The organism is Pseudomonas salicis (assembly GCF_057128705.1).
Map to the genome: position 1 here is coordinate 318,608 of NZ_JBSKHU010000007.1, position 12,956 is coordinate 331,563.

The 12,956-nt window shown below is 59.8% G+C and carries 12 protein-coding genes; 2 read left to right on the top strand and 10 right to left on the bottom strand.

The window, feature by feature from the left end:
- Positions 1-99 precede the first annotated feature (99 nt).
- Positions 100-1,008 carry a LysR family transcriptional regulator gene (locus tag ACWKWE_RS25390; RefSeq protein WP_483852044.1) on the bottom strand — a complete coding sequence of 303 codons (909 nt, stop codon included), beginning with the start codon at positions 1,006-1,008 and terminating at the stop codon, positions 100-102.
- A 182-nt stretch (positions 1,009-1,190) separates the two neighbouring features.
- On the opposite strand from ACWKWE_RS25390, the gene ACWKWE_RS25395 reads away from it, so the two are divergent.
- On the top strand, positions 1,191-1,892 hold the full coding sequence (locus tag ACWKWE_RS25395; RefSeq protein WP_483852045.1) for an aminotransferase class III-fold pyridoxal phosphate-dependent enzyme: 702 nt from the start codon (positions 1,191-1,193) through the stop codon (positions 1,890-1,892).
- A gap of 180 nt (positions 1,893-2,072) precedes the next feature.
- Positions 2,073-2,234 carry a YqaE/Pmp3 family membrane protein gene (locus ACWKWE_RS25400; RefSeq protein ID WP_081564967.1) on the top strand — a complete coding sequence of 54 codons (162 nt, stop codon included), beginning with the start codon at positions 2,073-2,075 and terminating at the stop codon, positions 2,232-2,234.
- A 159-nt stretch (positions 2,235-2,393) separates the two neighbouring features.
- Here the strand turns inward: ACWKWE_RS25400 and ACWKWE_RS25405 are convergent, their stop codons facing one another.
- The 9 genes from ACWKWE_RS25405 to ACWKWE_RS25445 form a co-directional block, all read right to left on the bottom strand.
- Complete coding sequence (locus ACWKWE_RS25405; RefSeq protein ID WP_483852046.1) at positions 2,394-4,220, bottom strand: S9 family peptidase; 1,827 nt, start codon at positions 4,218-4,220, stop codon at positions 2,394-2,396.
- Positions 4,186-5,373 carry a pyrroloquinoline quinone biosynthesis protein PqqE gene (gene pqqE / locus ACWKWE_RS25410; RefSeq protein ID WP_483852047.1) on the bottom strand — a complete coding sequence of 396 codons (1,188 nt, stop codon included), beginning with the start codon at positions 5,371-5,373 and terminating at the stop codon, positions 4,186-4,188. Before pqqE ends, ACWKWE_RS25405 begins: the two co-directional genes overlap by 35 nt.
- On the bottom strand, positions 5,345-5,620 hold the full coding sequence (gene pqqD / locus ACWKWE_RS25415; RefSeq protein ID WP_166595632.1) for a pyrroloquinoline quinone biosynthesis peptide chaperone PqqD: 276 nt from the start codon (positions 5,618-5,620) through the stop codon (positions 5,345-5,347). Before pqqD ends, pqqE begins: the two co-directional genes overlap by 29 nt.
- A complete protein-coding gene (gene pqqC, locus ACWKWE_RS25420; RefSeq protein WP_483852048.1) occupies positions 5,617-6,372 on the bottom strand; it encodes a pyrroloquinoline-quinone synthase PqqC in 756 nt (251 codons plus the stop codon). Before pqqC ends, pqqD begins: the two co-directional genes overlap by 4 nt.
- Before the next feature lie 55 nt (positions 6,373-6,427).
- Positions 6,428-7,339, bottom strand: a complete 912-nt coding sequence (pqqB, locus tag ACWKWE_RS25425; RefSeq protein ID WP_166595630.1) for a pyrroloquinoline quinone biosynthesis protein PqqB — start codon at positions 7,337-7,339, stop codon at positions 6,428-6,430.
- 119 nt (positions 7,340-7,458) lie between these two features.
- Positions 7,459-7,533, bottom strand: a complete 75-nt coding sequence (gene pqqA, locus ACWKWE_RS25430; RefSeq protein ID WP_003422658.1) for a pyrroloquinoline quinone precursor peptide PqqA — start codon at positions 7,531-7,533, stop codon at positions 7,459-7,461.
- A gap of 174 nt (positions 7,534-7,707) precedes the next feature.
- Positions 7,708-10,143 (bottom strand): pyrroloquinoline quinone biosynthesis protein PqqF, encoded by a 2,436-nt coding sequence (gene pqqF / locus ACWKWE_RS25435; protein ID WP_483852049.1) that lies wholly within the window; start codon positions 10,141-10,143, stop codon positions 7,708-7,710.
- A 267-nt stretch (positions 10,144-10,410) separates the two neighbouring features.
- A complete protein-coding gene (locus ACWKWE_RS25440) occupies positions 10,411-11,211 on the bottom strand; it encodes a carbon-nitrogen hydrolase family protein (RefSeq protein WP_483852050.1) in 801 nt (266 codons plus the stop codon).
- A 10-nt stretch (positions 11,212-11,221) separates the two neighbouring features.
- Complete coding sequence (locus ACWKWE_RS25445) at positions 11,222-12,916, bottom strand: flavin monoamine oxidase family protein (RefSeq protein ID WP_483852051.1); 1,695 nt, start codon at positions 12,914-12,916, stop codon at positions 11,222-11,224.
- Positions 12,917-12,956: the final 40 nt, after the last annotated feature.

The window sequence follows — 12,956 nt, forward strand, 5'->3', positions numbered from 1 at the left end:
ATGGTGGGAAGAAAGGGAAGTCAAAAGGGAAACAGTCTGGAAAACCTCGCTTCGGCGGGGTTTTCTTTTATCTGGCTTTTGTAAATGTCTGACCCCGCCTCAAGCGCCATCCGGCAATACAGGCTTCGGATTCTCCATTTCTTCCAGCACTGACTTCAGCAGCTCCAGCGTGGCTTGCTGTCTTTGCGCATCGCGATACACCAGCCCGATTTGCAGGGGTACTCGTGGTTCGCTTAGCGGCTTCCAGAGCAATTCCGCGTTGTCTTGAATATCCTGCGCCCGGCCCGGCAGCACTGTTGCCAACTTCATGTGCGTGAGACTGTCGAGAATGCCCGCCATGTTATTCAGCTCAGCCTGCACATGCGGACGACGTCCGAGATTGCTCAATTGCGTCTGCCAGATCTGCCGCACCTGAAACTCTTCGCCCAGCAGCAACATCGGCAGCTCAGCCGCTTGGGTCATCGAGACTTTCTTGAATTCCCGCAGTGGATGATTGAAAGGGATGACGAGCTTCAGTTCATCTTCATACAGCAGCATGCCGTGCAACCCCGGTTGGCGGGGCGGCAGGTAGCTGATACCGATGTCCAGCGAGCCGTTGAGCAAGCGGCGCTCGATCTCCATCGCACTCAACTCATAGATCTGCACTACCAGATGCGGGTGTGCCTTGCGCACGTGCTCCAGCATCTGCGGCACCAGGCTTGAGTGCACGGTTTGCATCACGCCAATCGCCAGAGTGCGTTGCGACTGACCTTTGAAGTTGCGCAGTGCATCCCGGGCGCGTTGCATGCCATCGAGTAGCGGGACAGCGTGGTTATAGAGCGTGTGTGCGGCAAGGGTCGGAAGCAGGCGTTTGCTGCTGCGTTCGAACAGGCTGACATCAAGGCTGTGTTCGAGCAGGCGAATCTGCTGTGAAAGCGCGGGTTGTGACAACGACAGACGCTCGGCAGCGCGCCCCACATGGCCTTCTTCATAAACCGCGACGAAATAACGCAGTTGGCGGAAATCCATAAGTCATGCTTATCGAAATGGCTGGAAAATCGAAATGGTCGGTAGAGCGCTCGCGGCATAGTCTACGCCCAACTCATGAGGGTTGCAGGGGCATACGGTGCGATGAGCAGTGTTGTAACAGGCAGCATTTGCATAGGCAAAGCGGAAAACCGGATTCATGGCATTGAACAGGGGCAGCGCCTATGAACCTGTTCAACCGTCAGCGCCAGGCCAGTGCCGAGGGTATCGACGGTGCTGAATCGCTGGCATTGCTGTCACCGCTGGAGCGCCTGCGTCAACGCACGAAGAGCGACGAGGTAGGTTTGTTCTCCGCCGAGCAGGACGCCTATGCGGCGGCCCTCACGCTGGCGCGTCGCTGGGGGGAGCTGTACCGACGGGGCGAGTGCGGCATCGTGGTCGCCAGTGGCGGACGGTTTGATCGGCTGATCGAATCGATGACCGCTGACGTAAGTCGCGTCCCGTTCAACGACCTGTCTGCGATGGAAGCGGCCGTGGACTCACGAACAGTCGCGATCATCCTGGAGCCGATTCAGGGTTCATCCGTCGTCACGCCTGCTTCGCACGCTTACCTGCAAGGCGTGGAAAAACTCTGTCGTGCGCTGAATATTCTGCTGATTCTCAACGAGGCGCGTGGCCCGATTGGGCAGTACGGCGGTGTGTTGTGCGAAGACAGCTACGGTGTGCGCGCCGACATCGTCGTGCTGGGCGACCACTCGAATCGGTGTCCGCGCAGTCCAGCGTTACTGGTTCGTGGCCAGGCCTGCGCCGGTCGGATCGACCAATTGCCGGGCTTCGTGCCAGAGCCGGTGTCGAGCCTTTCGGCGCGACGCCCGCCCGTCATAACCCCCCCACTGACGACCGCGTTCGACGGCCTGATGGCCTGAGCCTAAAACTACCGTCTGGCGTTCCGTACGCTTCGCCCTGCACCAGAAGCACTGGGTGCGGGGCGTTTTTTTGCAGCGGGTAGTGGCTCGATGATATGGGCCGTGGAACCCCTGACTCAACGCAGAGTCGATTAGCTGTGTGGCCTTATCAGGCCATCTTCTTAATCTGGAGCATCACCCATGGACATCATTCGCATCATCATCGCCATCCTGCTGCCACCCCTGGGCGTGTTCCTGCAAGTCGGCTTTGCCGGCGCTTTCTGGCTCAACATTTTGCTGACGCTGCTGGGCTACTTCCCCGGCATCATTCACGCCGTTTACATCATCGCCAGCCGGAAGTAAGCCCTGCACAGGTATTGCGGTGTAAGCCGTAATACCTGTGGGAGCCGCCTTGCTAGCGAAAGCGGTGTCTCAGTCGCCCTAGGCGTCACAGACAGATCGCCTTCGCCAGCACGCCGGCTCCCACAAAAAGTCAGCGTCGCCCGCCTGAAAGCGAGCGCATCACCCTTCCATCACCTTCCGATAAAACGCCCATTCGGTTTCCAGCGCGTGGGCTTGGTTGCTGGCTTTGCGGAAGCCGTGGCGCTCGTCCGGGTAGAAATGCCCTTCAGCGGGGATGCCTTTTTCCAACAGGGCGTTGAGCATGTCGCGTGTCTGGGCGGGAACAACCACGGCATCGAGTTCGCCTTGGAAGAAGATCACCGGCACCTTAATCTGGTCAGCATGTAACAACGGCGTCCGTTCTTTGTAACGGACCATGTCGATGTCCGGATCGCCGATCAGCCAGTCCAGATAATCCGCTTCAAACTTATGCGTCGCCTCGGCGAGCGCGAGGGGATCGCTGACGCCGTAAAGACTCGCGCCTGCGCGGAACACGTTCTTGAACGCCAGTGCACAGAGGGTCGTGTAGCCGCCCGCGCTGCCTCCGCGAATGAACGCGTTATTCGGATCTATCAACCCCTGATTGCCCAGGTATTCGACCACCGCGCAAGCATCCTCCACATCGACTACGCCCCATTCCAGAAACAGCGCCTGCCGATACGCGCGGCCATAGCCGGTGCTACCTCTGTAGTTAAGGTCGGCGACCGCGAAGCCGCGCTGCGTCCAGTATTGAATGCGCGGGTCGAGCACCGGGTAGCAGGCTGACGTAGGCCCGCCGTGGATGAACACCACCACCGGCGGCTTCGTTTCGCCGTTCATGGCCGGGTAGAAGTAGCCGTGTGCTTCCTCGCCACCACTCGGATAGCGCAAGGTTTGCGGACGGCTGATGCGCTCGATTGGAAGCGGCGCGACTCCGCCCGCCAGTACCTGAACGCGCTGGTCGGCGCGACTGATCGCCAGCACCGCAGAAGGGCTGATGGCCGACGCAGCGATGCAATAGAGGTACTGATCGTCCATCGCCAAGCTGCGAAAACGGCTGTAGTCGCTGCCGAATAGGCTCACCGTATTGTCAGCCGAACGGATGCCCAACACGCCCATGCCGTCTTCCGACCATGTGGCGAGGTACGCGCCGTCATTTAACGGCAGCCAGCTTGAACCTCCCAATTGCCAAGGTGCAGGCGCATGGTCGGCTTTCGCCGCTGGCAGAGGCTCAAACCCTTCCAGAGTCTCGACCCACGGTTGCCAGAACCCGGCGCGATCTGTCAGGCAATACAGGCGGCCTTGAGCATCGAAGCGCGGTTGTTGCAGGGCTTCAAGCCCCAATCCGCCCGCCAGACAATGGGCCCGACCCCATGTGGCATCCGCTTGGCGCTCAACGCTCAGGAGCCGGGTCGATGTCCACGGCTGATGCGGGCGCCACCATTCAATCCACGCCAGCCGGGTGCCATCCGGGCTCAGCGTCGGTGATGCGTAGAAATCGGCACCTTCGGCCAGGACTTCGCGCCGGCCATCGATCAGGTCAATCGCTACCAACCGGTGAACGTCTTTTTCCTCCTCGACCGCCAGAATTTGCCCACGAGCGAATCGGACATCGCCGTAGTGCTTGTCACCTTGGGTCAGGGGTAGAGGGGTGCTGGAGTCGAAAGGTTGAACGTAGATCTGCTGATCTGCCTCGTTGACGAACGCCACTGCGTCGTCGGTGAGGCAGAACGATCCGCCGCCATATTCGTAGACCCGACTGCGAACGCTGAAGCCGTCCGGGGTCAGACAGGTGGTGGCGCCTTCGCTCCAGCGCCAGATGCGCGAAGCCGCGTCCTGCGGGCGAAATTCATTCCAGAAAAGGCCGGCGGGACTGACGCTCAGTTCGGCGAAATCGATGCCTGCCGCCACAGCCTGGGCGGCAGAGAACAGGTCAGGATTTTGCGATGAGGCGTGAGTTTCGTTCATTGCGGAAAGCCAGTTGCTCAATGGTCTGGCTAGCATACTCGGCTTCATCGCGCGCTTGGGTGATCAGGCTGTGTTGCGGCGATTTGCTGCATACCGGGTCGGCGTTGCTGGCGTCACCCGTGAGCATGAAGGCCTGACAGCGACATCCGCCAAAGTCCTTCTCTTTCTCATCACACGACCTACACGGCTCGGGCATCCATTCGTACCCGCGAAAGCGATTAAAGCCGAAGGACTCGTACCAAATGTGCTGCATCGTGTGATCGCGCACGTTGGGAAACTGGATCGGCATCTGCCGCGCGCCGTGGCAGGGCAGGGCGGTGCCGTCTGGCGTGACGGTCAGGAACAGATTCCCCCAGCCATTCATGCAGGCTTTCGGACGTTCTTCGTAGTAATCCGGGGTCACGAAGATCAGCTTGACCGGATGATGCTCGGCGGCGAGTTGCACGCGGTATTCGTTGGTGATGCGTTCGGCACGCACCAGTTGATCCTTGGTCGGCAGCAGGCCCACGCGGTTTAGTTGTGCCCAGCCGTAGAACTGGCAGGTGGCCAACTCGACGAAGTCCGCTTCCAGTGCCACACACAGCTCGATGATCTTGTCGATTTTGTCGATGTTGTGCCGGTGGGTGACGAAATTCAGCACCATCGGATAACCGTGCTTTTTCACCGCACGGGCCATCTCCAGCTTCTGCGCGAAGGCTTTTTTCGACCCCGCGAGCATGTTGTTCACTTGCTCGTCACTGGCCTGGAAACTGATCTGAATGTGATCCAGACCGGCCTCTTTGAAGTCGATGATTTTCTGTTCGGTCAGGCCGATGCCAGAGGTAATCAGGTTGGTGTAGAAACCCAGTCGACGGGCCTCGGCGATCAGCTCAGCGAGGTCTTGGCGCACCAACGGCTCGCCACCGGAAAACCCGATCTGCGCCGCGCCCATCTGCCGCGCTTCGGCCATCACCTTGAACCACTGCTCAGTCGTCAGTTCCTGCCCCTGCTTGGCAAAATCCAGCGGGTTGGAGCAATACGGGCATTGCAGCGGGCAACGGTAAGTCAGCTCGGCGAGCAGCCACAGCGGCAGCCCGACCGGAGGCGTAGGCGGAATGTGCACCTTGGATTCAGCTGCCGTGGGCTCAGCCAAGTTCGATCCAGTGTTCGGCACGGGCGACCTCCATGAATTGCTCGACGTCAGTGCCAAGCTCAGGAACACCAGGGAATTTTTCGTCGAGCAACGCAATGATTGCACCGACGCTACGCTGACCGTCGATCAAACCGCCGATCTCGCTGGCGCTCTCGTTCAACTTGATCATCCCTTCCGGGTACAGCAGCACGTGGCCGTTCTGCGCAGGCTCGAACTGGAAGCGATAACCCCGACGCCAGCTTGGCACCTGTTCACGATTGAAGCTCATAGCGCGATTCCTCTATGCCAGACGCGTTGGTCGGTGACGCTGTGGTAGGGCGGGCGGTTCAGCTCGTAGGCCATGGTCATGGCGTCGAGCATGCTCCACAAAATGTCGAGTTTGAACTGCAGGATTTCCAGCATGCGCTGCTGGCCTTCCCAGGTCGTGTAGTGCTGAAGCGTGATTGCCAGACCATGCTCGACGTCGCGACGGGCCTGTCCCAGACGGGTGCGGAAATATTCATAGCCTGCGGGATCGATCCAGGGGTAATGCTGCGGCCAACTGTCGAGGCGCGATTGGTGAATCTGCGGCGCGAACAATTCGGTTAGCGAGCTGCTGGCGGCTTCCTGCCAGTTGGCGCGGCGGGCGAAATTCACATAGGCGTCGACGGCGAATCGTACGCCCGGGAGCACCAATTCTTGCGAACGCAGTTGGTCAGGGTCCAACCCCACGGCTTGACCCAAGCGCAGCCAGGCCTCGATGCCGCCGTCTTCGCCGGGGGCGCCGTCGTGATCGAGAAGGCGCTGAATCCATTCGCGACGAATCTCGCGGTCCGGGCAGTTGGCCAGAATCGCGGCGTCTTTCAGGGGGATGTTCACCTGGTAATAGAAGCGGTTGGCGACCCAGCCCTGAATCTGCTCACGGGAGGCGCGGCCTTCGTACATCGCGACGTGGAACGGGTGATAGATGTGGTAATACGCGCCCTTGGCGCGAAGGGCCTGTTCGAATGCGGCGGGGGACAGTGGCGTTTGCTCACTCATGTCGTCAGTCATCCTCAAGAATAGTGGCAGATCCCACAGGTTGAGCTGCGTTTTCCTACAACTCGATGCTCATGCCATCGAACGCGACTTCAACCTCGCGGCGGGCCAGTTCGGCGCGCTCGGGGGAGTCTTCGTCGAGGATCGGGTTGGTGTTGTTGATGTGAATAAGCACCTTGCGCTGCCGTGGCAGTTTTTCCAGCACTTCCAGCATGCCGCCGGGGCCGTTCTGCGCCAAGTGGCCCATCTCTGTGCCGGTGCGCGTGCCCACGCCGCGACGCTTCATCTCGTCGTCGTCCCACATCGTGCCGTCTACCAACAGACAGTCGGCGCCGCTCATTTTCTCCATGAGGGCGTCGTCCACTTTGCCCAAGCCCGGTGCGTAGAACAGTTTGCCGCCGGTTCGCGTGTCCTCGACCATCAGCCCGATGTTGTCGCCCGGGTGTGGGTCGAATCGGTGAGGCGAGTAGGGCGGAGCTGCGCTGCGTAGAGGAAACGGCGTAAAGCGCAGGTTCGGGCAGGCTGGAATCACAAAGCTGCCTTCCAATTCGATGCGGTTCCAGACCAGTCCACCGTTCCAGTGTTTGAGCATATTGAACAGCGGAAAGCCCGTGCTCAGGTCTTCATGAACCATGTCTGTGCACCAGACCTGATGCGGGCAGCCTTCGCGCAGGCTCAGCAAGCCCGTGGTGTGATCGATCTGGCTGTCCATCAGGATGATCGCGCTGATGCCGGTGTCGCGCAGGCCGCGATTAGGTTGCATCGGCGCGAAGCCTTGCAGCTGTGCGCGGATGTCCGGAGACGCATTGCACAAGACCCAGTTCACGCCGTCATCTGACAAAGCGATGGACGACTGGGTGCGAGCCTGTGCTCGCAAGCTGCCGTCGCGAAAGCCTGCGCAATTGGCGCAGTTGCAGTTCCACTGAGGAAAACCGCCGCCCGCCGCCGAGCCGAGAATCTGGATGTGCATGTGTGCTCCCTACCAAATGAGGCCGCTTGGCCCGAGACGTGCGCGAACGCAGCGTCTGAAAATCTTGAATCCTGTAACAAAAAAGCCCCGGCGAACCGAGGCTTTTCATCGCGCAACAATCAACGGCTTGCGAAGTACATGGTGACTTCAAAGCCGATACGCAGGTCGGTGTAAGCAGGTTTAGTCCACGACATAAGGAACTCCTTCCGGGTGAGTGCAGCGGTGGGTGGGTACATCTTTAGTACACCTGCAAGAGGAGACGTTCAAATGCTTAGGCAGCTATGTTACTAAAAATATCAGCTCTCCGATGATGAAAGTTTGGATAAAGCTTTTTGCATTTCAGGCAATGATCGTACGGCGGAGAGTCGCTATCCGCACGGGTTGGCGCGATTTGACAGCTTGAATACCGGGGTTTGAGACAGCGCTATCCGGTTTGCGATGTCTATCAGGTCCTCTCGATGAAGACGTGCAAATGAATGTTGCAGACGAGCGGCATAGTCGGTGCCATGTCCGGCCATATGAGCCTGCCACAGCATCTCGGCTGATTGTTGAGGGTCCATGCCGGTTGGATCGAGTTGAGCTTGAAGGGCAGTCAGTTGTGCTGGCAGGTCAGCGTGTTCGATCCGCGCGGGCACGTCTTTCATGAATGCTTCGATGTGCTCGACCAACTCACCCACGTTGGCGCTGGGGGATTGCACGCCGAACAGCATCCCGCCTCGCCCGGCAATCTGTCGGAAACCGCTGAATACCGCGTAGCCCAATTGCAACTCGACACGCAGACGCTGGTAGAACGGCCCCTGCACCAGATGAGAGAGAAGTCGCCAGCTCGCCTCGTCTTCGATACTGTTCGTGGGCGTCGGATAGAACATCAGCACAGCATCTTCGGACGATTCCGACGGCTCGATTTGCCAGCGTTGATCGGGCATCTGCGCGGCACCAAGCGTTGGCAGGTTTTCCGGAGTGCCTCGGATGCGCGTCAGAGCGTGAGCCAACGCAGCTTGGTCACTTGGCTGAAATCCCAGGGCCAGCCCTTTCCAGCGTGCCAGGGACCAGACGCCTTGCAGGTCACTTGATTCGCTGGCGCTTGGGCTGTTCAAGAAATGATCAGGCAAGGTCTTGAGCAACTGGCGAATCGGGATGGGCGTTGGCTCATGGGCTAACACCCCGAAACGGGCGAGGGTTTCGTCAGGCGGTTCGCCAAGGTGTGTCAGCGCTTGCTCCAGCACGGCCGGGATCGGATCGGCAAAACCGCTCACTTTGAGTTGCCAGTAAGCGCCGTACGCGTCAAAAGCCAGTGTGACGCCCGCCTGTTGTGCGTCGGCAATGAGAGGCTTGAGGCTGTCCGCGAGCACGCGTTGCAGCTTGGGCTGCGGTGACGGAAGCGTCCAACGCAGGTAAATCGTGGCCTCGCCGGTTGCCGGGAGGGCATCGCTGATGGCCAGCGTGGGTGGCAAAAGCGCAGCGGTTTGAGACGCCTCTTGAGGTCGCAGGAACGGGTTCGGGCTGGGCAGGTGCCAGAGGACGTCAGTGATAGCGGTGGGCGTGATCGGATGCAACAGGGTACTTGGCGTGAGTTGATAGAGCAGCGCGTCAATGGTCTCGGCTTGCAGGCCCGATGGAGCGTGATCGGCGCTGTAATGCCGTGCAAGTGCGAGTGCGTTGCTGACGTCGAGGTGGCGCTGTTGCAGGTACTCGAATTCGTCGAGCAGTGCGTGGTAATTCGCTTTGAAGAATGCCAGCCAATTGAAGACCAGGTCTTGGATTTGCGTGGCACGCACCGACGTTTTCGCGAGCAAGCTCACTCCCACAGGGGACTGCGTACGGTCTGTAGGAGTGAGCTTGCTCGCGATGGGGTTTGTTAGAGCAATCTCGATCTCGAGTAAAACCTGCCCCGCGAACTCATACACGGCCTGAGCCTTCAGTGACTCGATCAGCCCCCGTTCCCGCAGCACCGCCATCAGCCCACCTGGCTGCGCAGTGTTTATCCACGTGCACAAAAAGGCCGTCGCCTGTTCGTGCCCTTGCGGCAGGCTTTCGCACGCAAACATCAGATGCATCCGACGCGGGTCATCTTCGCTCTGGGACTCACGGGGTTGTTCGTGCATCAGTGCAGGCGGTTTCTGCTGTTCGATCCTACGGCCAGCAATGAAAGAGCCGCCAAACGCCATGACCATCGCCTGCAACTCGTCCACCGTCTGCGGCCCGGCAAGGCTCAATGTCATCTGGCCTGCCTGATAAAACCTGCGGTAGAAATCCTGCAACGCCCGCTGAAAGATCGGACGCGGGACGGGCAGGCTGAAACGATTGCCCGCGTGAAACCCACGCAACGGGTGCAGAGGCGACAGAGGTTGAAGCCGTTTCAGTTGATCGCGGGACGCCTCGTCTCGCGACCATGCGATGAACTCTGCGTGCAACACTTCACGCTCGCGCATCTGATCGGCCAGGTTCATGCGCGGATGAGCGAGCATGTCGCACAGCCGTTCCAGCCCACCTGCGAAGGCGGCGGGCCCAAGCTCAAAGAAAAAGTCAGTGGTGCGCTCGCGGGTGCTGGCGTTGACCTGTCCACCGTGGCGCTGAACGTAGGCCATCAGATTCTGGTCTGCGGGAAACCGCTCGGTGCCGAGGAAGAAAAGGTGCTCAAGGAAGTGCGCCAGCCCCGGCCATTGCGCCGGCACATCATGACTGCCCGCCCCCACCCGCAATGCCGCTGCACAACGTTTCAGACGCGGCGCGGAACACAGCACCACGCGCAAGCCGTTGGGCAAGGTCAGGGAACGATGGGTGGTTGGGTCGGGCACCTGCATGAAGATTTCCGCGATAGCGTAGGAGAGTGATTCGTCATGCTAGCGGATTGGGAAGGCTATAGCCTGAACGGCGCGCATTTGTTGACGGCACGCTCCTGAACTGTGGGAGCGCATTTATTCGCGATTGGCCGGTGTGGCCGATACATCTCCCCCGTCTGATCCATATTCGCGAATGAATTCGCTCCCACAGTTGAGTCCGGGTCTGGCTCAAGTTTCGTGGCGCAGGAGCATCTGTAGGATGCGAATCGTGTCAGGCGAAACGGGGGATCAGTCTCTCGCCAATCCCGAATAAAACCCTGGCCGCCGATCCTTGAAGTAGGTATTGATCGCCTGGGACTCGCTCATCACCTGCCGATCCAGGTCCGCAATCACCAACGCCTCGTCCAGACCCGCCAGTCCGACCTGTTTGCCGTCCGGCGCGCAGATGCTGCTCAGTCCGCAGTACTGAATCTCGTCCTCGCTGCCGCAGTAATTCGCGTACACCAGATAGCACTGGTTTTCGAATGCCCTGGCTCGCACCGTCACTTCGCAGACGAAGTCGTAAGGCGCCATGTTGGCGGTCGGCACCAAAATCAGATCAGCCCCCGATAGCGCGAGGCGCCGAGTGTTCTCGGGAAACTCCACGTCATAGCAGATGAGGAATCCCAGCTTCCATCCGTTGAATTCCACCACCGGGAAGTGCTCATCCCCTGCGCTGAACATCGACTTATCCAGCTCGCCATAGAGATGCGTCTTACGGTAATTGCAGAGACGTGCACCTTTAGCGTCGATCAACTGCACAGCGTTGTATACCTGATCCTCGGCACCCAGCTCGGGATAGCCATACAAAATCGCCACGCCGGTTGCCAGAGCGATGGCCGCAATGGCCTGCGCTGCCGGGCCATCGCTGCGTTGCGCGAGCGCGCGCGCTGCCTGAGCGCCGATGTTGTAACCACTGAGAAACATCTCCGGGCACACCAACAACGCAGCACCTTGGGCGGCCGCTTCAATCGCTTGAGTGTTGAGACGTTGCAGATTGCCGCTGATGTCCAGCGGCAGCGGCGGGCATTGATACAAAGCAACGCGCATGGCGGCCTCCTTATTCCGGCAACACGATCGGGCCGATTTCGTGGAACACATCGCCGGGGCCAGGATTCTCGGCGTGAGTCTTGCCGCCGAAGTGGGTCATGATGCCCCACACGGCGTTCAGCGAGGTCTGTACTGCGCCCTCAACCCAGGCCGGGGTCCATGACACGTCATCGCCGGCGATGAAAATGCCGCGCTGTTCGTCAGGCATGTCCTTCTGAATGAAATGCGCGTACATCCGCTGGTTGTAGCGGTAGTGACCCGGCAGCGCACCCTTGAAGGCGCCGAGGAAGTGCGGGTCAGCTTCCCACGATACGGTGATCGGATCTCCGATGATGCGCGCGGCAATATCCACCTTCGGGTAGATCTTTTTCAACGCGCCGAGGGCCAGGCTCACGCGTTTTTCCACAGGGTGCGGCAGCATTTTCAGCGCGTCGCTCATCCACGAGTACGACAGACAAATCACCCCCGGTTTTTCGGTGCCGTTGGAGTAGGTGCCGTTGTCGAACAGATAAGTGCCACGGGTCAGGCGGTCGGTGAGGGTCATGCTCATCAGGTCGCGACCGGTTTCCGGGTCTTTGTCCTTCCAGAACGGACGATCAACCATGACAAAGGTTTTGGACGACTGCATGTAGCGCGTGCGGTCCAGCGCCATCCACATCTTTTGCGAGAACAGCGTTTCTTCGCATTCGATCTGGGTGGTCAGCAGCCAACTTTGGCAGGTCGCCAGCACCGCGTCGTAATGGCGGGTGTCGCCCCAGTTATCGGTGACTGCGAACTTGCCGTCCGCGGCGCGGGCGATGCGTTTGACGCCAGTGCGTGGCGCGCCGTGGTGCAGGGTCGAAAGGCTGGTGCCTTCGGGCCAGTGGGCGCATCGCTCCGGGGCATGACGCCAGATGCCAAGCGGCACTTGCTCGACGCCGCCGACGATCAGGTGCTGGTGATCGTCGCAGTTGGTCATGACCACGCGAAAGATTTCCAACATGGAGTTCGGGAAATCGGAGTCCCAGCCGCCGGTGCCGAAACCCACTTGGCCGAACACTTCGCGGTGGTAGAACGACAGCTTGGCAAATGCCTTGGAGGTGGCCACGAAATCGTAGAACGTGCGGTCATCCCACAGCGGCACGAGCTTGTCCCACAGCTCTTTAAGCCGAGGCACGTCACGATCACGGATGGCTTGCTGAATGTCGGCGAACTGCGCGCCATCTTCCAGTGCGTCGGCCCAGGCGTCAGCCACTTCCTGAAACAGCGCAGGCAAGTCCGACAGCTTCTGGGCGTAATGAGTGGTGCCTTCCAGGTCGATGACCGTGCTGCCCGACGCGGCAGTCAGCGGGTTAGGGAAGGGCCTGGATTCAAGGCCGAGCTTGTCGACGTAGTGATAGAACGCCGTGGAAGACACCGGAAAACGCATGCCGCCCAGCTCGGCGATGATGCCCTCTGCGCCTTCGAACTGCTGCGAGCGCAAACGACCGCCCATTTTCGAGGCTTCATAAACAACCGGTTTGAGGCCGAGCTTCATCAGCTCATAAGCCGCAACCAGCCCGGCAATGCCAGCGCCGACAATTGCCACTTCCTTGCCCAGATTGTCGCTCGGAATGCTGCCCAGTCCGGCTGGATGCTCGATCCAGTCGTCGAAGGCAAAGGGGAAATCCGGACCAAAAATCGTGATCGGTTTTTTGCCGTCGGCGGGGTGGCGATTGTTCTTCATGGCTGACCTTGATCGGCTGTGGCGCGAAAGAGGAAAGTCT